Source organism: Shewanella sp. GXUN23E, from assembly GCF_050865035.1.
In the GTDB taxonomy this organism is placed as follows: Bacteria; Pseudomonadota; Gammaproteobacteria; order Enterobacterales; family Shewanellaceae; genus Shewanella.
The window spans coordinates 30,025-51,778 of record NZ_JBOZWP010000011.1; the positions used below are offsets into that span (position 1 = coordinate 30,025).

Consider the following 21,754-nt stretch of genomic DNA (forward strand, 5'->3'; position numbering starts at 1 on the left):
ATTATAAAATCGACAAGGGCCGGGAGGGGCGAAACAAAAAAGGGCCCGGGGGCCCTTTGAGTCTGCGGAGCCAGCCTGCTGCTTTGCGGCAGACTGCGTGGCTTATCAGTACACGCCCTGAGCTTTCATCGCTTCGGCGACTTTTACGAAACCGGCCACGTTGGCCCCCAGCTCGTAATTGATATGGTCGCCTTCACGGCCATACTTTTCTGCGGTGGCGTGAATGGAGTACATGATATCTTTCAGACGCTGATCCACTTCCTCACGGCTCCAGCTCAGGCGCAGGGCATTCTGGCTCATTTCCAGACCTGAGGTGGCCACGCCACCGGCGTTGGCGGCCTTGCCCGGGGCAAACAGCACTCTGGCCTCATGGAACAGGGCGATGGCCTCGGCAGTGCTTGGCATGTTGGCGCCTTCAGCGACAATGCGCACACCGTTGGCGATAAGCTGACGGGCATGCTCTTGGTTCAGCTCATTCTGAGTGGCGCAGGGCAGTGCCACTTCGACGGCGAACTGCCATGGGGTGCCACCTGTGATGTATTCCAGCCCCAGCTCGTGGGCATAATCAGACACCCGGCCGCGGCGCTGGTTTTTGATTTCCATCAGTTTGGCCAGCTTTTCAGGGGTAAAGCCCTGAGGATCGTATACCACTCCGGCAGAGTCGGATGCAGTGACCACTTTGCCGCCCATTTCCATGGCCTTTTCAATGGCGTATTGCGCTACGTTGCCTGAACCCGAGACGGCAATGGTCTTGCCGGCCAGGGTCTCTCCACCGGTGGCCAGCATGGCTTCCACGAAATAGAGCACGCCATAACCAGTGGCTTCCGGGCGAATAAGGCTGCCACCGAAAGACAGGCCCTTGCCGGTAAACACGCACTCGGCGCTGTTGGTCAGCTTTTTCATCATGCCGGCCATGTAACCCACTTCACGGGCACCCACGCCGATATCACCGGCAGGCACGTCAGTGTCGGCTCCCAGATGACGATACAGCTCCAGCATCAGCGCCTGGCAGAAACGCATCACTTCGCCTTCGCTTTTACCTTTGGGATCAAAGTCACTGCCACCTTTGCCGCCGCCCATGGGCAGGGTGGTCAGGGCATTTTTGAAGGTCTGTTCAAAGGCCAGGAATTTGAGCACTGACTGGTTTACCGAAGGGTGGAAACGCATACCGCCCTTGAAGGGACCAATGGCCGAGTTGTGCTGAATACGAAACGCCCGGTTGACCTGTACTTTGCCCTGATCATCCACCCAGGAGACCCGAAATTGAATAAGCCGCTCCGGCTCCACCAAACGCTCCAGAATACTGGCATCCAGGTACTCAGGGTGCGCCTGAACATAAGGCCAGATTGAGGTGAGCACTTCGCGCACAGCCTGCAAAAACTCCGGTTGGTGAGGGTTACGGTCGGCGACTGTGGCAAGAAAGCTGTCGAGAGTCATCTCTGTGCTCATTAAGGGCTCCTGTGGGATTACAAAGGTGGAAAATGTGATTATGACCGGGCCAGACCCTGATGGGGCAAGCCTGAGCGTTTTTTTGTCAGCGATTTATAGCAGGAATCACTGGCAACTCAAGATGACACTTCCCCTAAACGTATGAATTTGCTTCAAAAGAGTAAAGAAACTCGAAGCCTGCAGAGAATTCATCAATTAAAGCCCATCAGAATTCACAATTCATCAAGTCACTTATGCATACGTATGTATTCCATGATTAACATCTAATTTATTGATTTTTAATGTCTATTGATAGCCTATCCGGTTCATGGATGGTGCCGGAGCGTGTTTTCTATGCGGCGTTCTCCCGGGGAAGCACTCAGTGCAGATATTTGTCCGGGGAATTCCATGGCGGCCGTCAGCTCCGCAAAGCGCTATGTTACTGGTATTAAATTATTCAAATTCAGTGCTTTAGTGTTTTTATGGACGATGATGATGGTGTTCTCGTGAACTGAGGTTTACGGCCGGTGAGCCGCTGCTGTACCCAATGAATACGTATGCAGGAAATTGAGTCGTCTGTAACTGAATGGTAACAAATATTGCAGTTGATGCCGTTTTACAGCACTCCAAAGGTGAATGCGGCATGACCCTATAACGACAATTATATCCGGAGGGAGAGCATGTCGCTGTTTAAGCCAAGTATCATCATGCTGGCGCTGGCGTCTACGGGATTGACCTACAGCACGCTTGCGGCAGAGCAACAGGAGCAGGACGGCAAGATTGAGGTCATTGAAGTGCGGGGGATCCGCGGTTCAATGCTGGCCAGTCAGGCTGTGAAAGAAGGTTCCACTGAAATTGTGGAATCTATTAACGCCGAAGAGATAGGTAAACTGCCGGATGTCAGTATTGCCGAATCACTGGCACGCTTGCCCGGCCTGGCGGCGCAGCGGCTGGATGGTCGGGCCAATGTGGTATCCATTCGTGGTCTGGCACCGGACTTTACCGTTGCCACCCTCAATGGCCGCGAGCAGGTGACTGTCGGTGACAACCGTGGCGTGGAGTTCGATCAGTATCCTTCGGAATTGATTAATTCCGTGGTGGTGTACAAGACCCCCAATGCGGCGCTGTTGTCGCAGGCCATTGGTGGCACAGTGGATATGCGCACCGTCAAGCCGCTGTCATTCAATGAGCGTAAGCTGGTCGTCAATGCCCGGGGTGAGTACAACGATCTGGGCAAACTGAACCCGGATGGCAAGGATAAGGGCTATCGCGCCAGCTTCTCTTACATTGACCAATTTGCTGATAATACCCTGGGGGTCGCGTTTGGTTATGCCAAGCTGTATTCCCCCAATCAGGAAGAGCGCTGGCAGGCCTGGGGTTATCCCAACCTGGACTACAACGACGCCAACCCCCTGGTTCTGGGCGGTGCCAAGCCGTTTGTGCGCTCCAGTCTGCTGGAGCGTGACGGCGTGATGTTGGTGATTGAATACCAGCCCAACGCCAATTTCAGCTCGACCCTGGATGCCTACTACACCAAGTTTACCGATGAGCAATTGCTGCGTGGCATTGAGATCCCCGGCCAATGGGGATCTGGCTGGGCCAACGATGGTGTCATTGCCACCAAAACCCAGAATGGCTTGGTGACAGACGGCAGGTTCGTTAACTCCAAGGTGCTGGTGCGCAATGATTTGAACCGCCGCGATGCCGATACTTTCTCTGTTGGCTGGAACGGTATCTATACCCTCAACGATAAGTGGAGTGTGGAAGGGGACCTGTCTTACTCTAAGGCTGACAGAACCGACTTTGGTCTGGAAACTTATTCAGGTACCAGCCGTGGCAATGGTTGTACGCCGGGCGGTTGTGAAGATCTCAGGTTTGAGATGCGCGGCGATCGCGGTGCGACCTTCTTCCCCACCATCAACTATGCCGATGCTTCGCTGATCAAACTGGGAGGCCCGTTCAACTGGGGCAATGGTGTCACTGTGCCGGGCAATGCCCAGGATGGCTTTATCAACACGCCCAGCATCGAAGATGAGTTGTCGTCAGTGCGTTTAACTGCTGAGCGCTTGCTGGCCGAAGGCCCGATTGGTGCAGTGGAATTTGGGGTGAATTACTCAGAGCGTAAAAAGTCCAAGAAGGATGAAGGCTTCTTCCTCACCCTGAAAGACTATCCAGGCACGCTGGCAGTCCCGTCCCAGTATCTGATGTCACCGACTTCACTGGCCTTTATCGGCATGGGTGACATGCTGACCTATGATGCTCAGGGCCTGTATAACGACGGTTATTACACCCTGACTTCGGAAGGGGAAACTGTGTCCAGTCGGGCAACCGGCAGCTGGAGCGTGAAAGAAGAGGTCACCACAGGCTATGTGATGGCCATTGTAGATACTGAACTTGCCGACAAGCCGCTGGTGGGTAACTTTGGTCTGCAAGTGGTACACACCAAGCAGACATCGACCGGTAAGGCGGTGACTAAGGATGAGAATGATGATGACCGAGTGGTACTGCAGGATAACAGTCGCGGTGATACCTACACAGAATGGTTGCCGAGCGCCAACCTGTCCTGGGAGGTGATGGACAGCCATCAGCTGAGGTTTGCCGTGGCACGTTCACTGGCCCGCGCCCGTATGGACAAGATGAATGCGAGCCTTACTTTTAACTACGACCCTTCACTGGCTGACAGCACGGATATCAATAACTCCCCCTGGAGCGGAAATGGTGGTAACCCAAGCCTTAAGCCCTGGCTGGCCTGGCAATACGACCTCGGCTATGAGATCTATCTGGATGAAGGCTATCTGGCATTCGGCCTGTTCTACAAGGATTTGGAAAACTATGTGTTTAACGAGTCTGTGGCCTATGACTTCTCAGGCTTTACCGTGCCGGATCCTCAGCCCAAGCTGGATGAAGGCCTGGTTACCCTTCCGGAAAACGGCCAGGGCGGCTATATCCGAGGTATTGAGGCGTCTGCTCACCTGACCGGTGGCATGCTGACCGATGCGCTCAGTGGCTTTGGTTTAATCCTCTCCGGCTCCTACAACGACAGCGAAGTGCGGGAAACCCCCGACAGCGATCCCATCGATCTGCCCGGTCTGTCGGAAAAGGTGGCCAACGCCACACTCTATTATGAAGATTATGGCTTCCAGGCGCGTATCAGTGCCCGTTACCGCAGTGACTTTTTGGGTGAAGTGACCGGCCTGTCGCTGGCGCGCACTCCGGTTTATGTCAAAGGCGAAACCCTGGTGGATGCCCAGATAGGCTATGACTTCAGTGAGATGGGAGTGGAAGGACTGTCGGTGCTGTTCCAGGTTAACAACCTGACTGACGAGCCGTTTGTCACTTATCAGAATGGTGACTCCCGCCAGATCCGCGATTATCAGCAGTATGGCCGTAACTATATGCTGGGATTCAGTTATAGCTTCTGATTGGGCGTAATCAGTTAACGCTTTTTGAAAGCCCGGTTGGGGAAACCTGATCGGGCTTTTTATTGCCCTGCTATTGCCGACAGGGCCGGTCGGCAGGAGTAAGCCACCGTATCGTCGGTGAGACTCATTTTTGATATCCCTGCGGGACATGCCGCTTGCCAGCGGCGAAAGTCGTGGGTCTCCAACCCACACCCGGGCAAAGTGGACTAGGCGGCTTCGCCCCCTTTGCAAACCCCCTGCCGCCCCGGACGGTGCCGACACCCCCTCGAATTTATGGTGAAAATCGCTACCGGCTCAGACGCTCGTCCATGATTCGACTGAGCCTGACTCGGCGTCCATGCCTCGTCCACGGCATTTGAACCCATCACCTTCGGCCGCTTCGACGGAGAACAGGTGTACCCTGCGATAACTGAGTAAAAGTTATGCCTGTCCTACCTTTCCGCTCTTTGTTTTCGACTTGGAAGATATGGTACTTTGTTCGGTTGTTGGTTTGTAATATTGGCTTTGGGTGTAGTTCACAAGGAGAAAGTGAGATGAGTAACTTGTTTTCAGGGTTTAGCAGAGGGACTGGCTTCACGGTAGCGGCAATTGGTTTAGTTGGTACGGTCGTTGGTCTTGCGTATACAGCATTTGGTATGGGCGAGAAACATCAAATGGAGCTTATGACTCCAAAGCTTGAAGAAATCGCTGAATATAAAGGTTTGGTGGCCGAGTTGAAGGCTGAAAACTCTAGGTTGCAAACCCAGAATGATACACTTAACTCTTCGCTAGACAGTATCGTAACTGAGAATCGCTTGGTAAAGCAGTTATTAGAGGCCGAAAAAGAAACAGTGCTAAAACTGGCAAAAGAGAATGAGAGCAGAGTTGCCAGGGAAAAATTGAATAAGAGTTTTGCGGAATTAAAGTCACAAGAATATGCGGGAGTAGCGATTAGCGTTAAAGACTGCCTAAGAAATGGTTCTCGCTTGGATTGTAATGTGGTGTTTAGAGCTGTAGAGGGTGACACCAGTGTTACTATTAGGCCGACCTCAGCTGTTTATGATGATTTAGGAAATGCTGGGACAGTTATTTCGTATATTGCTAGCAATGGCACTAGTGTATCGGCTGACGGATATTGCTCTAGGGAGTTTCAGCTTATAGATGGTGTAAACACGCCTTTCAGACTGTCTTTTGCTTCACCTAGTAACGCTGTTACAGGTGTTTCAGCGATTAAAATGGCCTTTGGTTCCGGATGCATGAGTGCAAAGAAAATCCTTACATTTAAAGAAATTCCTTTAGTATTATAATTAATTACATATCGAACTGATTGGAAATTTCGTAAGTTTGGCTTCGATAGGAGAATGCCAGTTTAGCTCTAAGCTGGCGGTTGACTCTGCGACGATTTGGTTTGTCATTTGATCCATAATCGGGTTCGTACCGTGAAAGCCTTGGTAGTCACCGGGGCTTTTTCGTTTGGGGAGAATAGTACGATGCCTGAATTCGGAACTACTTCATCAACCAGGTTGACGACCTGCCACCATATCGCCGGTGAGCCTCTTTTTGATATCCCTGCGGGACATGCCGCTTGCCAGCGGCGAAAGTCGTGGGCAAATACATCCCTGTACAACCGCCAGTTCGTCATCCATGGCTCTCGCTCGTGAGCTTGCCGCTTTGCGACACTCGCCAACCCACACCTGAGGATGGGGCTTTGCTCGCCCAAAGCCCCCTCCACCCCAAAGGGCGCCCCAACCAACGCTGACAATTCCTCAGGCTTAAGCTGAAAATTGGCTAACGCGACAGACGCTCGTCCATGATTCGACTGTCGCTGCTTCGGCATCCATGCCTCACTACGCCATTTTCAGCAATACTCTCGACAGCGTTGGACGGGGACTGGTGTACTCCGCTATTTCTGAGTTAGTGGTATGCCTGTCATATCTTTTTTATTTATGTTGTCATTTTGAGCTTCAATCATTTTCAGCTGTGCCTAATAAACACCCATGTTACAGTGGGTTGAACATAACCAGTTCAATTGGGAATCTGCATATCAATGAGCCAGTGTGTAGTGAGCAAAAAAGCTATAGGGAAGAGTGAAGGAAGTAACATGATGGAACAGAGAAAAGCATACTGGCTTAAAATTTTAATACTCTTTGGTTTGGGCTTTGTCGGGGTGTTGTCAGCGCTGCCATTAATTCCCCAATTGCTTCAAATTTCCGGTCAACAAAGTCCGCTGCCACTTTCACTCCTTTATGTTATTTCTGCTGTTCAATCTTCTGCTCTCCTGATTGCCATGATTTTCATCGGTATCTGGGCTGCACCTAAGGTGGAATTAGAGACACCAATAATTGACGCGTGGATTGGCAAGTCACTGGGGAGTATTAATTATCGGCGAATTATATTGCCTGCTGTGATCTGGGGCGTGGTCGGCGGGGTCGCTATTTTGGCGGTGCAGGGGGTGTTTTTGCCCTATTTACCCGGTGAGTTTATCGGTAATGCACAGGCATTCAGTTTACCTGTTTACACAAAATTGCTGTATGGCGGCATTACCGAAGAGATACTGATCCGCTTTGGGTTGATGTCATTTTTTACCTGGGGGATATATCGCCTTATCCAGCAGGGGCAGGGTTCGGTTAACGCCTACAACTATATTCTGGCGATTATTCTTTCATCTTTATTGTTTGCTATTGGCCATTTACCCGCGGTCAATTTGTTGTCGCCGACTGTGACTATGCCTTTGGTGACCTACATCATACTGGGCAACAGCCTGTTCGGTTTTATCGCCGGGGCCTTGTATTGGAAGCGTGGGTTGGAGGCTGCCATGATTGCCCATATGGTTGCTCATCTGGTGATGATTGTGGGCGAGAAATTGGTTTAACAACCGCCATGACTCGGTAATCAGGAGTAACATTTGGACCCCGGTTTTGACCGGGGTCTTTGTTGAGAAGACTGCAGCGCGGGATTCAGGCCGGTTCTTCTTTGTGGAGCAGTTCCATCAAGCCGACGAGGGCGGCGAACAGTACACTGGCGACGGGCCAGACAATCCAGGTAATGCCCCAGTTCATGGTCCACAGGCTCCAACCAAGAAATATCGCTGTAACCAGTGGCCAGTAAAATCCTGCCAGCTTTTGTGCCTGTTTGGCACGGCGTGACTTGGCGGTATTGGCCATTTTGTCTGTGAGTATGGCGGTGTAAGCATCAAATTTAGCCGATATCGGAATGATGACAAACAAGCCAGCGGCAATCAGCAATACAAGCACAACCAGCATCAGCATGAGTAGCTCCCGGCCTTGATAGAAGACAGCGCTTAACATCAAGGGGAGAAAACTGCTGAAAAACAGAAATATGCCCAGTGTCAGTCGACGGGTGTAAGTGGGACGGAAGCTGTTGAGCTTTTGGGTGAAGGCGCTGTGGACCCCATAGCTGAGTTCAAACACCTCTTCATCTATGGTGTCAGTGTCGGCGCTGAATGGGCTCATCTTGATAAAATAACTGATGCCCCAGCACACCATCACCAAAATAGCAGCGATACCGCAGGCGACTGCCATGTTATGGGTCATGCCAAATCTTTGGTCTGCCGCCATGGCGAGGAAGAAGAACAGGGGCACCACGGAGCAGACACACAGCATTACCCCTTTTAATGTCAATTCGGCCACAGCCATCTTACTCTGCAAATAACGATTGGCCTCTTCCATGCCGATCTGCGGCACCTCTGGCTTATCGCTTACGATTGTTCTGTCTGCCTGCTCTATCTCGTCTTTGATCAGATAATCGGTGGAGACACCGAAGAGGTCGGCCAGCAGAATGATTTTGTTCAGATCCGGAATGCTGTTGGCACTCTCCCATTTGGACACAGACTGGCGGGATACTCCCACCTTGTCTGCCAATTCTTCCTGCGACCAGCCGGTCTGCTTGCGTAACTTCACTATCTTGTCAGCCAATATCATCGCACTTATCCCTCGTTGCTTTGTATAGGCCTTCATCGTAGAAATTCAGCCAGTTGCCCACCACCAAGCCCGCTTGTAATTTTGTCAACCAGCGGTTGCGAATGCCCTAAAAGCTGCACTTTGAGCGATACATCACCTCTGGTGACCACATTTTTTCTCGTCGTTTGTACTTCATCATACATAGAGTCTGTGGTGGGGTTAACTTTGAGGGAAGTTAGGATTTTTCAAGCAAGATGACACCACCGTATCGCCGGTGAGTCTCTTTTGATATCCCAAGCGTGATGTCGCCACCGTATCGCCAGTGAGACTCTTTTGATATCCCTGCGGGATATGCCGCTTGCCAGCGGTGGAATTATTGGAGCTGCGCTCCAAACTTGCTTTCGCAAGGATTGCCAAGCTGCGCTTGGCCGAACTAAAGTTCTGTCCCTGCGGGACGTGCCGCTATCAGCGGCGAAAGTCGTGGGTCTCCAACCCACACCCGGGGAGGGGGCTTTGTTCGCCCAAAGCCCCCTCCACCCCAAAGGGCGCCCCAACCAACGCTGACAACTCCTCAGGCTTATGCTGAAAATTGGCTAACGCGACAGACGCTCGTCCATGATTCGACTGTCGCTGCTTCGGCATCCATGCCTCGCTACGCCATTTTCAGCAACACCCTCGGCAGCGTCGGACGGGGACTGGTGCACTCCTCAACCACTGAGCCACCCCAAAGTCACTTTGCGCGGTCGGTTATCCCGTTAAATCCGAGATGACAGGAACGGCTCCTACTATCTACGCAACTTCGTTCACAGATAGCTAGAGCAGAATCAATAAATCTTCAATTATTCAGTCTGTTAGTGGTAAATTATTGTTCAATCAACGAGACTGATAAAACGAGATCACGAGACGTCTCGATTTGTCTATATAGCTATCTATCCACAGAGACGTTATGTAGCATATTTTGTGAATAAAACGGAAGGATAGGGTGATCGCTCAAAATGGATAAACAGGCGTTCTTGTAGCTAAAATATTACACAGAAGGAGGGGCAATGAAGAGTAAATTGCGTTTTGATCCACAAAAAAGCCTAATTGAGCTAAAGGTTCTTTGGCTTGTGGTAGGTGTTTTTATTAGCTTCGCAACTATTGTTGCGCTGATCATCGGTATTAATTCTCAGATAACTCCAGATTATTCATATGCTGGTTTTAATCATGCCCTGGTAGTATTTCGTGTTCCTCTAGCTATCTTGGCTCTAATCATACCAATCGTTGCTTTGCTTGCTGCGAATCATCGTTCAGAGCGAACCAAAGAGCAAATACGTGTCGCGAATGAACAAAATAGCTTTTCTAACTACTACAAGCATATCGAAGAGTTTGAAAAGTACCTAATTAAGATATGGAGTAGCACGCATCACACATCCTCACCAAGGAAATTGCATAAAGTACTATTCCCGAATGCGAGATATGGTGATTTCTCTGTACCAGCCAGTGTTTGGGATAGTTTCAACTCTATGGTTACACGTTTTGTTGAACAATCGACGGAACTTACAGCATGCTCGAAGTCTGACCAAAATCGGATTTTGGTTGAAATGCAATCTACTGTTCAAAAGTTTGCCGATTCACTGTATTTGACTTCTTACGCAGGAAGTAGCGGTAGTGCCGTAACGTATAATGGTGTACAAATAATTGTTCAAGATGGTGATATAAAGTTATTTGTTTCTCAAATACAAAAAGTAGCTCATATCTTTAATGAAGCTTGCTCTTTTGAACTGGCATATGAACCTAGCGAAACACTTCAGCAAATGCTAAACATCGACTTTACATCTCTACCTAGCTCGAAAGTAATGCAAGAAGCAGTGAAGCCAGAACTAGATCTAAGTAAGTGGCTAAATGCAGCTTAATAATAAATTCAAGCGGATTCGCAACGCGTGGCATTTTCACAGAGTGTTGGTTTCAGTGAATAATCTCGTATGCGGTATTTTTTGGATAGTGTTGCTCACACCATAGATTAGGGTGTTAGGCTAATCTCCTGTAGAGAAGATAAATGAAGGCAAGTACAGTTGATATTTTGAGTATGTTAGGTACTTGGTTTTCTGGATTAGGTGCATTTTCAGCAGTATTTTACGCAATGAATGTTAACCGGCCAAGACTAAAAGCTAGAGTCTCAGAAATCAAGTTTGGTGAAGATGGTGAGTTTTCTATTGATGTATATAACTTCAAGCCGGTTACTGCACATATATCGCATGTTCGCTTAGTCCAAGCTTCGTTGATTTCTAGAAGAAAACAATCGCCAAGCAGGTTTACCCATAGTTCCTTATTCGTTGACGATCCTTATAGGCAAAGTGAAAGGTTAGATATTGAGGTTCAATCTGGGGGGTACCATCGATTTAATTGCTCAGCAAAATCAATTTTTGATGCATATTGTGAGATATCTGATATCAGGAGTCCTGTAGGTATGCAAAGAATGTTCAAAGCAAAGATTGCTATTTACTTGAGTAATGGCTCGGTCTGTTATGTTCCTTTGCCAAAGTCTATTTATCAAAAATTGAAAAATGTAATGCTAGTACCCATATATCGTAGAGTTGAAACTCTATGCCGTACGGACGATATCGCAAGATTTCCCAAAGATTATACGGCCGAACATAAGCAAGAAATATGCATGCGAATACTTGATGAGTACGAAGCAGCTATGAAACGGCATAGTTACTTAGAACTTCCACTTGGTATCCACGATAATCATTTTTGGAACAATGAATAATTTGTTTTATAAATAATTCAAGCTGATCTGCGACGTTTGGCGCTTTTGGTTTCAATTTGTTTGGTGATTAAGGTGCAGTCTTTCGGTAATGTGGCAGCTTTGCTCACAACTTAGTGGGCGTTATCCAAACTGTCCCTATGTTAGATGCACGATAGTTGAGGGTTGCGCCGAGTCCCCGTCCGACGCTGCCGAGGGTGTTGCTGAAAATGGCGTAGCGAGGCACGGATGCCGAAGCAGCGACAGTCGAATCATGGACGAGCGTCTGTCGCGTTAGCCAATTTTCAGCATAAGCCTGAGGAGTTGTCAGCGTTGGTTGGGGCGTCCTTGGGGTTGTTAGGGGTATTGGACGAGCAATACCCCTGACCCGGGTGAAGCCTGGAAGGCTTCGATTTCGGCCAAGCGTAGCTTGGCTGCTCCCCGCCGTAGGCGACCTCGATGAGAAGCATCAAATCTGCGACTGCTGAATCGCAATCAGCAAAAACAAAGAACCCAGCCTGGGCTGGGTTCTCATCATTTAGAGCCGATGAATAAAGGCTCAGGCTTATTCAACCGACAACACTGCATACCCAAACGGCGGCAGGTGCAAGGTGTTGCCAGACACCTCCACCCCACCTGGGGCAAGCTGCACGCCATTGGATGCGATACCGTCCAGAGATACAGACTGTGCCTCACCGCTGAGGTTAAACACACACAGCAGACGCTGGCCTTGATACTCGCGCCAGAAGCCCAGCAGTGGCTCGCTCAGATCGGCAAAGCGGATGGAACCGGCCAGCAATACCTGCTGGGTCTTGCGCCAGTGCAGGAAGGCTTGGGTGGCTTTCAGTACTGACAGCTCATCGGCCTGCTGCACATCCACTGCCAGTGGCTTGTGAGTATCGACGGCGGGCAGCCAGGGAGTGACTGTGCTGAAACCGGCAAACTCACCATCTTGCTGCCATGGCATGGGCGTGCGGCAACCGTCGCGGCCCTTGAAGTTAGGCCAGAAGGTGATGCCGTAGGGGTCCTGCAGCAGCTCAAACGGGATATCGGCTTCGGTCAGGCCCAGCTCTTCGCCCTGATACATGCAGATACTGCCGCGAATACAGCCCAGCAGCACATTGAGCATGCTGGCCTGAATCGCCGATGGCTCGCCGTTGCGGGCCCAGCGGGTGGCGACCCGTTTAACGTCGTGGTTGCTGAACGCCCAGCAAGGCCAGCCGGAGCCCAGTTTGTTTTCCAGGTTCTCCACTGTGCTGCGGATATAGGCCGCGTCGCTGTCGTCGGTGAGGAACTCAAAGCTGTAGCCCAGATGCAGACGGCCTGGCTGGGTGTACTCGGCCATGGTGGCCAGCGAGTCTTCCGAGGAGATCTCGCCCAGCGCCGCTGCGCCCGGATACTTGTCCAGCAGGGCGCGCAGATCGTCGATAAAGGCCAGGTTTTCCGGCTGAGTATTGTTGTACCAGTGGTACTGGAACGCATAGGGGTTGTCGTTGCTGAACCCACGACCTGAACGCTCGGCTTCCGGCTTAGGCGGGTTGTCGCGCAGCAGCTTGTCGTGGAAGCAGAAGTTGATGGCATCCAGACGGAAACCGTCCACACCACGTTTCAGCCAAAACTCCACATTATCCAGTGCCGCCAGCTGTACTTCCGGGTTATGGAAGTTCAGATCCGGCTGGCTGGTGAGGAAGTTGTGCAGGTAGTACTGACCACGGCGGGGTTCCCATTGCCAGGCGCAGCCACCGAAGATCGACAGCCAGTTATTTGGTGGGGTGCCATCCGGACGGGGATCGGCCCACACGTACCAGTCGGCCTTGGGGTTGTCGCGGCTTTCGCGGCTCTCCAGAAACCAGGCGTGTTGATCTGAGGTATGGCTCAGCACCTGATCTATCATCACCTTCAGGCCAAGACGGTGGGCTTTTGCCAGCAGGCGATCGAAGTCATCCAGATTACCGAACATGGGGTCGACATCCCGGTAGTCACTGATGTCATAGCCAAAGTCTGCCATGGGCGATTTGAAAAACGGCGAGATCCAGATGGCATCCACACCCAGATCGGCAATGTAATCCAGCTTATCGATTATCCCGGGCAGATCCCCAATGCCATCGGCATTGCTGTCTGCAAAACTGCGGGGATAGATCTGATAGATGACGGCGCCACGCCACCATTCCATGTTGTTCATAACACTCCTCAATCGCCCCTGCGAAGATAAATGGGGCTGGTATCACAGTTCGGCCTGTCGCCTTTTACAAATAACGGTAATGGTTCCTGAGGTACACGTCACTTTGCATACGTATGCATGCTCACAATGAGGTATCAATCATTGAATTTTATTCATGTGTGATGTCTTATTGGCGGGCTTTGAAAAATCGTCAGTAACCATGTTGCCCTGCATCGCTGATTTCGGTTCGCAAGTGATGTCCGGTGCGCCGTTGGACGACTCTCTCCCGGGAGCACTGTCCGGCATCAAAGATTGTCATGGATTAGACATTTGGCAGAGTAAATACAAGGAGTTACCTGTTTTCCGCAGACTGGCTTAATTAAGGCCGGGCAGGCGGAAATGCCTTTTTGCCCAGGGATGAATACGTATGCAGGAAATTGAGCTGGGTTTAACCGGATGGTAACAAATATCTGATGATGTCTGAGTGCATACCCTACATAACAAGGCACCAGATCTCATCCCCACAAAAAGATAATTAAATCCAAGGGGGAGACATGTCACTGTTCAAGCCTAGTCTGGTGATGTTGGCGTTGGCCGCTGCTGGAGCAACCAGCACAAGTGTTGTGGTCGCCGCCGAGCAGTCAGCAACAGACGCGCCGGTAGAAGTGATTGAAGTCCGTGGTATCCGAGGTTCACTGGCGGCCGCTCAGGCCACTAAAATGGATAACAGTTCCATCGTTGAGGCCATCTCGGCGGAAGACATTGGTAAGTTACCCGACAACAGTATCGCCGAATCGCTGGCGCGCCTGCCGGGTCTGACCACCCAGCGACTCAATGGTCGTGCCAACGTGGTGTCTATCCGTGGTCTGGCACCAGACTTTACCACCGCGACCCTCAATGGCCGTGAACAGGTCACAGTCAACGAAAACCGTGGTATCGAGTTCGACCAATACCCCTCTGAACTGATCAACTCAGCCGTGGTGTACAAGACCCCGGATGCCAGCCTGATGGCCCAGGCCATTGGTGGCACTGTGGATCTGCAAACCGTGCGGCCACTGGCCTTCGGCGAGCAGGCACTGGTGATCAACGGTCGTTATGAAATGAACGACATGCATCAGCTTAACCCTGAAGTCAGCAACAAGGGTTACCGCAGCAGCATCTCCTACATAGATCAATTCCTGGATGACACCCTGGGTGTGGCCATCGGTTTCTCCTCCATGTCCAGCCCCAGCCAGAATGAGCGCTCCCACAGCTGGGGATATCCTGAAGCTCAAGAGATCGAGGGCAGCCCTAGAGTGCTCAATGGTTACAAACCTTATGTGCAGTCTTCTGAGCAACAGCGTGACGGCGTGATGGCGGTTATCGAATTTGCTCCCAACGAAAAATGGCACTCCCTGATTGATGTCTTCTATACAAACTTTGAAGATAACTACAATCTGCGTGGCGCCGAGATGCCACTGTACCGCTACGACAAAGACACTAACACCTCTAATCTGGAAAATGCGGTTATCAAAGACGGTATGGTGACTTCCGGTACCTTTACCGGTGTAAACCCCATTATCCGGAATGACTATGAAGACAAGAATTCTGATTTGATCGCCCTGGGCTGGAATCTCAGCTACTCAGCCAGTGATAATCTGACCCTAGCGGCAGACATTTCCTACTCCAAAGCTGATACCCACACCTTCTCCCTGGAAAGCTATGCCGGTATTGGCCGTGGTGGTACAGGTCCTGGTACTGACGTTGATTTTGTGATGACAGATGCCGGCGCGATTTTCGATATGGGTCTGAACCTGGCCGACCCGAATCTGGTGCAGCTGGGTAATCCACAGAACTGGGGCGTGATGAATCATCCTGGTATTCAGGATGGCTTTATCAATGACATTAAGCTGGAAGATGAGTTGTCGGCAGTACGCCTGAGTGCCAATTACTACCTGGGTTCCGGCATCGTTGAAGAGCTCGAGTTCGGCGTTAACTACACCAATCGTGAAAAGACCAAGAATTACCGCGGTGCCTTCCTGCAACTGAAGAACAATGCATCTGTTGCCGTACCTTCTGAATATCTTATGTCACCTGTGGATCTGGGCTTTATCGGCATAGGCAATATCCTGACCTATGACGCCCGCGCTTTGTATGAAAGCGGTCTCTACTATGATGTGCTGGAAACATCAGTATTGGATCCCTGGAGTCACACCAAATCCTGGTCAGTACAGGAAGAGGTGATTACCCCTTATGTGCAGGCCAACCTGTATACCGAAATTGCAGGTATGGAGCTGAAAGGTAACCTGGGTCTTCAGGCTGTGTATACAGATCAAAGTTCTGATGGATATACCGTTCTTAACAAAAAAGGCGAGCAAGAAGGTGCTCCGGATACTCAGGAAGTCGTATCAGTTAATGGCGGCACTGACTATTGGGAATTGTTGCCCAGTATGAACCTGGGTTTGGAAGTGGCAGATGATCAATATGTCCGCCTGAGTATCGCCCGAACTCTGGCCCGCGCCCGTATGGATCAGATGAATGCCAGCAGAAGCGTCAACTATGACCCGAAAAAGGCCAACTCAACTGAGATAACCCAATCTCCATGGAGTGGTGGTGGCGGTAACGTTGAGCTTAAGCCCTGGATGGCCTGGCAGTATGATCTGAGCTATGAGAACTACTTCTCCGGCACCAGCTACTTCTCTGCGGCCCTGTTCTACAAGCATCTGGAAAACTACATCTACAACCAGCAAACCGTTCATGATTTCAGTGACGTTCCAGTTGCCGGTACGCCGCCTGCAATGACCGAAGGTTATTACAATATCTGGCAAAACGGTCAGGGTGGTTATATCTGGGGTGGTGAACTGACTCTGGCGCTGACCGGCGACCTGCTGCACGACGCCCTGTCCGGTTTCGGTGTGTCGGTGAACTACTCCTACACAGACAGCAAGGTACAGGAATCTGCCGACAGCGAGCCTATCGAGCTGCCGGGTCTGTCCAGGGAAGTGATCAACTCCAGCATCTACTACGAAGATTATGGCTTCCAGGCCCGTGTCAGCGCCCGTTACCGCTCTGACTTCCTGGGCGAAGTCAGTGGCGTAGGTCTGAAGCGGGATATGCGTACCGTTGCCAGTGAAACTATCGTCGATGCCCAGATAGGTTATGACTTTGCCGAGTCCGGGATCCGTGGACTGGAAGGTCTGTCTATCGTGCTGCAGGGCCTGAACCTGACCGATGAGCCGTTTATCACCTTTGAAAACGGTGATGAGCGTCGAATCATCGACCATCAGAGCTATGGCCGTACCTATATGTTGGGTGCCAGCTACGCATTTTAATCTGTGATTAACCCATGTCCGGCAGTGGATGCTGCCGGACATTATTTTAACTGAATTAATCAGTTAACAGTGTTTTGCTTAACAACATCTGGGTCAGATGTGGTTAACGGAAACACTGGGGCGCGCAGCGGCTTTGTCCTGTGCCAACTCATCAAGAATTTCTACCAGCCTATTGTCAGATGGAGACTGTAAAGTGAGGCGTATTTTCCCTGTGCTGCTGGCGGGCAGCAGTTTCGTATCTTTAGCTGCGCCTGCGTTTGCTGAGCCTCTGTTGCACGTGCCGTCGCCGGACTGGCGCGATCAGATCATCTATTTCGCATTGACCGATCGTTTTAACGATGGCGATCCGTCCAATAATGATCAGGGTGCCGGCGAGTTTGATCCTCAAGATCACCGTAAATTCAGCGGGGGCGATCTCAAGGGCATGAAGGCCCAGCTGGATTATATGCAAAAGCTCGGCGCCACCGCCCTATGGCTGACCCCGCCTGTGGCCAATCAGTGGTGGTATCCCAAAGGTCAGTATGGTGGCTACCACGGTTACTGGGCGACCAACTTTAAGCAGAACGATCCCCATTTCGGCACGCTGGAAGATTATCAGGCGCTGTCTGATGATCTGCATCGCCGCGGCATGTATTTGATCCAGGATATTGTGGTCAATCACACAGGCAATTTCTTCGGCTACGAAGGCGAATATGATCCGCAGGACACAGCCAAACACTTCAGAGTGTTTGCTGATGAGCATCCGGGTAACCGCTTCCCGACTCAGGCGCCCTTTGAGCTGGTCGACAGGCACAATCCTGAGCATGTGGCAGCGGATATCTACCACTGGACTCCGCCCATTACCGACTATCAGGATCCGGCTCAGGAGTTCACTCATCAGCTGGCTAATCTGTCGGATCTCAACACCAGCAACCCCAGGGTGCGGGAAACCCTCAAAGACAGCTACCGCTACTGGATTGAAACCGTGGGGGTGGATGCGTTTCGGGTAGATACCGCCAAGTATGTGGAGCATGACTTCTGGCACGACTTTCTACATGCGCCCAACGGCATCATGGCAGCGGCGAAAGGCACAGGGCGGCATGATTTTCTGGCCTTCGGCGAAATTTTTGATGGCTCTGCTCCCATGCAAAACAGCGGCGAGCACAAGCTGGTGAGCTTTCTGGGCACAAAGGATAAGCCTGAACTGAACTCTGTCATCGGTTTCCCGCTGTTTTTCGAGCTGGGGCGGGTGATGGCCGAAGGCGCGCCCACGGCGCAACTGGCCTACCGGCTCGAGCAGCAGATGGCGGTCTATCCCAATCCCTGGGTGATCCCCAACTTTGTTGATAACCATGACACCCGCAGATTCCTGTCATCCGGTTCACTGGAATCTTTCCGTCAGGCGATGGCGGTCATCTTCACTGTACCGGGGATCCCTGTGATCTATCAGGGGGACGAGCAGGCGTTGACGCAAACCCGTCAGGCCATGTTTGCCGGTGGTTATGGCTCGAGCCAGAGCCAGTTTGATACCGACTCGCCGATGTTCCGTTTTGTGCGGGATCTGGCCGCCCTCAGGCTGAGTGACAAGGCGCTGACCCGGGGTGATTTAAGGGTTCTGGCGAGCGCCAGTCAGGGCGCGGGAATACTGGGGTTTGAGCGCAGCTATCAGGATGAGCAGGATAAACAAGCCGCTCAGCAGCGCACTCTGGTGCTGATGAATACCGCCCAGAGCGCCCAGCTGCTGGCCAATATGCCGCTGCAAGCCGGACATTGGCAGCTGGTGCTGGATGAAAAGGGGGCGGTTGCTGACAAGCCGGTATTGAGCAGCAGTGGTGAGCTGACCATGAACCTGCCTGCCAAGGCAATCCGGGTTTATCGCTGGGTGGGCGAGTCTGCAGCGGTTCAGTCAGAGCTAACGCCAGAGCTAATGCCAGAAAAGAAGCCAGCGCTGACGCTGGAAACCCGGCTTCAGGGCCAAACCCTGACAGCGGATACCTTGCTGCAGGGACATTTCAGCCAGCCTGATAGCCAGCTGCAGCTGGTGTTGAACGGTAATCTGGATACTGCTGTGCCCCTGACCGTCTCAGCCGATGGCAAGTGGCAATATCCACTGCCGGTGAGATCCCTTGGCAACTGGCCCCAGTCTATCAATCTGTATGCGCCGGGATTGGCGCTGGCGGGCGAGACGGTCAGTTTTACCACTCAGGTGCTGACTCCGGCATGGCAACTGGAGGTTACAGACCCTGTGGGTGATGAAGCCTATCAGCGGCCAAATCATGCCAACAGCGGCGCGCAGCGGGATATCACTGCAGCCAGTGTGCGCAGCGGCGGCAGTGTGCTGGAGCTGACCCTGAGTATGGCCGAGATCAGCGATGGCTGGCAGCCTGCCCAGGGATTCGACAATGTCAGCTTCGATATCTATTTCGATCTCTCCAGCCAGCTGCCCCATGCCAACGCCGCCAGCGCCTTGCCGGATCTTAAGGCTGATATGCCACAGGGCCACTGGCATCTGGGGCACACCCTGCATGGCTGGGGCAATACCCTGTTTATTCCGGGCGCGACCGACTCTGCGGGCAAGCTCGGGATTGCGCGGGTGGCGCCTGCGCCCAAAGTGACTGTGGATAAAGCGGCAGGCACCCTGACCCTGAGCTATCAGGGAGAAGGTCTGGGACTGCAGCAGTGGGATGGCGTCAGCATTTATATCACCACCTGGGATCGCAGTGGTGAAGGGGATTTACGTTTGGTGACGCCGCAGGCGAGCTCCTGGTCATTCGGTGGCGGTGACAGTCAATCGCCGCTGATCATGGACAGTCTGTGGCTTGATACCAAGCTGAAGCAGGCATCCACCCTGAGCCCGAATACCAGCTCAACAATAGAATAAGCAAAACAAAAGAGTGAGATACCCTATGTCGTTTTTCCGCATTTCCCGGCTGTCGGCGCTGGTGGCCGTTTCCATTGGTCTTGCTGGCTGCAGTGCCGCGCCAAACCAGGGCGAGGACGCAGCTAACGTCGCGGGTGCACAGCCGCACAATAAAGCCGTGGTGTACCAGATGTTTACCCGTTTGTTTGGCAATACCCAAAGCGCCAACATCCCCTGGGGCACGGCGGAGCGGAACGGCATCGGCAAGTTCAACGACATATCTGACAAGGCGCTGGAGGGCATTAAACAGCTGGGCGTCAGCCATGTCTGGTACACAGGCGTGCCGCACCATGCGCTGGTGGCCGACTACACGGCCTATGGCATCAGCAATGATGACCCGGATGTAGTCAAGGGCCGCGCTGGTTCACCCTATGCGGTCAAAGACTATTACAGTGTGAACCCGGATCTGGCGGTCGATCCCGCCAAACGCATGGATGAGTTCAGGGCGCTGGTGGATCGCAGCCACAAGCACGGCCTGAAAGTGCTGATCGACATAGTGCCCAACCATGTGGCCCGCAATTATGAATCCCTGGGTAAGCCAGAAGGCGTGCAGGACTTTGGCGCCAGTGACAACACCAGTGTGGAATACGCCCGCGACAACAACTTCTACTATGCCGTGGGCGAGCCTTTCAAAGTGCCTGAATATCTTGACGGCTACCTGCCACTGGGCGGTGAAAAGCAGCCGCTGGCTGATGGCGAATTTGTGGAAAACCCGGCCAAGTGGACCGGCAATGGCGCCCGCTCGGCCCAGCCGCATTTCCACGATTGGTATGAAACCGTCAAGGTGAACTATGGCGTGCGCCCCGATGGCAGCCATGACTTCCCGCAGCTGCCTGCTGAGTTTGCCAATCTGGATGTGGCCGCCCATTACGCCTTCTGGCAGGGCAAGGATGTACCTGATTCCTGGGAAAAATTCCGCGATATCGCGCTGTTCTGGACTGACTTTGGCGTCGATGGTTTCCGCTTCGACATGGCCGAAATGGTGCCTGTGGCCTTCTGGAGCTATCTGAACAGTCATATCAAGCATGCCAACCCGGACGCCTTCCTGCTGGCCGAGGTGTATCAGCCGCACCTGTACCGTGACTATCTGCACCTGGGCAAGATGGATTATCTGTATGACAAGGTGGATCTGTATGACAGCCTGAAAGCCATTATCCAGGGCCGTGAGAGCACGGATGCCATAGTCAGGATCCAGGCCGCCAAAGCCGACATTGAACACAATATGCTGCACTTCCTCGAGAACCACGACGAGCAGCGCATCGCCAGCCCTGACTTTGCCGGTGAAGCGGTCAATGCCCTGCCAGCCATGGTGCTGTCTGCCACCCTGAGCTCATCGCCCACCATGCTGTATTTCGGGCAGGAAGTGGGCGAGCGCGGCGAGGGCGATGCCGGTTTTGGCAAGGCTACCCGCACCACTATTTTCGACTACTGGGGCGTGCCTGCGCACCAGCGCTGGATGAACGGCGGCAAGTTTGACGGTGGCGGATTGAGCGCCGATGAGCAGCAGCTTCGCGACTACTATGTGCGCCTGATGCAGTTTGTGCAGTCCAGCCCGGCGCTGATGGGTCAGTACGCTGAAATTCACACCGCCAACAAGACCACGCCCGGTTACAGCGGCAGTACCTATGCCTTTGTGCGTTACAGCGAGCAGCAGCAGCTGATCATTGCCAGCAACTTTGCCCAGCGCACTGGTACTGAGTTTGAGCTCACGCTGCCGGCTGAACAGATCGCCGCGATGGCGCTGACAGATGGCCGCTATCAGCTGCTGGACCAGCTGAGTGGTGATGCGCTGACGCTGACAGTCAACAAGGGTGAAGGCCGGGTGGCGATGCAACTGGCGGCGCTGCAGTCACGCATTCTTGAACTGCAGCGCTGATAAGCATCAGCACGGGCAACAGCCCAAGTT

11 protein-coding genes are annotated in these 21,754 nt (G+C 52.3%); 8 read left to right on the forward strand and 3 right to left on the reverse strand.

Annotated features, from left to right (window positions below):
* Positions 1–105: 105 nt before the first annotated feature.
* Entirely contained in the window at positions 106–1,449 is a 1,344-nt protein-coding gene (gdhA, locus tag ACRRUX_RS11285) for an NADP-specific glutamate dehydrogenase (protein WP_432530283.1), read from the reverse strand.
* Positions 1,450–2,108: 659 nt separating this feature from the next.
* On the opposite strand from gdhA, the gene ACRRUX_RS11290 reads away from it, so the two are divergent.
* From ACRRUX_RS11290 to ACRRUX_RS11300, 3 genes are all read left to right on the forward strand, one after another.
* Positions 2,109–4,850 (forward strand): TonB-dependent receptor, encoded by a 2,742-nt coding sequence (locus ACRRUX_RS11290; RefSeq protein ID WP_432530285.1) that lies wholly within the window; start codon positions 2,109–2,111, stop codon positions 4,848–4,850.
* A gap of 533 nt (positions 4,851–5,383) precedes the next feature.
* Complete coding sequence (locus tag ACRRUX_RS11295) at positions 5,384–6,136, forward strand: hypothetical protein (protein ID WP_432530287.1); 753 nt, start codon at positions 5,384–5,386, stop codon at positions 6,134–6,136.
* A 755-nt stretch (positions 6,137–6,891) separates the two neighbouring features.
* Complete coding sequence (locus ACRRUX_RS11300) at positions 6,892–7,701, forward strand: CPBP family glutamic-type intramembrane protease (RefSeq protein WP_432530289.1); 810 nt, start codon at positions 6,892–6,894, stop codon at positions 7,699–7,701.
* 85 nt (positions 7,702–7,786) lie between these two features.
* Here ACRRUX_RS11300 and ACRRUX_RS11305 read toward each other — a convergent pair whose 3' ends face one another.
* Positions 7,787–8,770, reverse strand: a complete 984-nt coding sequence (locus ACRRUX_RS11305; protein WP_432530291.1) for a helix-turn-helix domain-containing protein — start codon at positions 8,768–8,770, stop codon at positions 7,787–7,789.
* Between the two features lie 1,025 nt (positions 8,771–9,795).
* Between ACRRUX_RS11305 and ACRRUX_RS11310 the strand changes: the two genes are divergently transcribed.
* Together ACRRUX_RS11310 and ACRRUX_RS11315 are read left to right on the forward strand one after the other, a co-directional pair.
* Entirely contained in the window at positions 9,796–10,644 is an 849-nt protein-coding gene (locus ACRRUX_RS11310) for a hypothetical protein (RefSeq protein WP_432530294.1), read from the forward strand.
* Between the two features lie 143 nt (positions 10,645–10,787).
* Positions 10,788–11,501, forward strand: a complete 714-nt coding sequence (locus ACRRUX_RS11315) for a hypothetical protein (RefSeq protein ID WP_432530296.1) — start codon at positions 10,788–10,790, stop codon at positions 11,499–11,501.
* 541 nt (positions 11,502–12,042) lie between these two features.
* Here the strand turns inward: ACRRUX_RS11315 and ACRRUX_RS11320 are convergent.
* Entirely contained in the window at positions 12,043–13,659 is a 1,617-nt protein-coding gene (locus ACRRUX_RS11320; protein WP_432530298.1) for an alpha-glucosidase family protein, read from the reverse strand.
* Positions 13,660–14,192: 533 nt separating this feature from the next.
* Between ACRRUX_RS11320 and ACRRUX_RS11325 the strand changes: the two genes are divergently transcribed.
* From ACRRUX_RS11325 to ACRRUX_RS11335, 3 genes are all read left to right on the forward strand, one after another.
* Positions 14,193–16,949 (forward strand): TonB-dependent receptor, encoded by a 2,757-nt coding sequence (locus ACRRUX_RS11325; RefSeq protein WP_432530300.1) that lies wholly within the window; start codon positions 14,193–14,195, stop codon positions 16,947–16,949.
* Between the two features lie 193 nt (positions 16,950–17,142).
* Entirely contained in the window at positions 17,143–19,809 is a 2,667-nt protein-coding gene (locus ACRRUX_RS11330) for an alpha-amylase family glycosyl hydrolase (protein WP_432530302.1), read from the forward strand.
* A gap of 25 nt (positions 19,810–19,834) precedes the next feature.
* The gene (locus ACRRUX_RS11335; RefSeq protein ID WP_432530304.1) at positions 19,835–21,724 is read left to right on the forward strand and encodes an alpha-amylase family protein; all 1,890 of its coding nucleotides are present in this window, start codon (positions 19,835–19,837) and stop codon (positions 21,722–21,724) included.
* Positions 21,725–21,754 lie beyond the last annotated feature (30 nt).

What these genes read in the sequence shown, in the direction of transcription:
- gdhA (WP_432530283.1), bottom strand. Translation starts at nt 1,449, where the DNA reads ATGAGCACAGAGATGACTCTCGACAGCTTTCTTGCCACAGTCGCCGAC.
- ACRRUX_RS11290 (WP_432530285.1), top strand. Translation starts at nt 2,109, where the DNA reads ATGTCGCTGTTTAAGCCAAGTATCATCATGCTGGCGCTGGCGTCTACG.
- ACRRUX_RS11295 (WP_432530287.1), top strand. Translation starts at nt 5,384, where the DNA reads ATGAGTAACTTGTTTTCAGGGTTTAGCAGAGGGACTGGCTTCACGGTA.
- ACRRUX_RS11305 (WP_432530291.1), bottom strand. Translation starts at nt 8,770, where the DNA reads ATGATATTGGCTGACAAGATAGTGAAGTTACGCAAGCAGACCGGCTGG.
- ACRRUX_RS11310 (WP_432530294.1), top strand. Translation starts at nt 9,796, where the DNA reads ATGAAGAGTAAATTGCGTTTTGATCCACAAAAAAGCCTAATTGAGCTA.
- ACRRUX_RS11315 (WP_432530296.1), top strand. Translation starts at nt 10,788, where the DNA reads ATGAAGGCAAGTACAGTTGATATTTTGAGTATGTTAGGTACTTGGTTT.
- ACRRUX_RS11320 (WP_432530298.1), bottom strand. Translation starts at nt 13,659, where the DNA reads ATGAACAACATGGAATGGTGGCGTGGCGCCGTCATCTATCAGATCTAT.
- ACRRUX_RS11325 (WP_432530300.1), top strand. Translation starts at nt 14,193, where the DNA reads ATGTCACTGTTCAAGCCTAGTCTGGTGATGTTGGCGTTGGCCGCTGCT.
- ACRRUX_RS11335 (WP_432530304.1), top strand. Translation starts at nt 19,835, where the DNA reads ATGTCGTTTTTCCGCATTTCCCGGCTGTCGGCGCTGGTGGCCGTTTCC.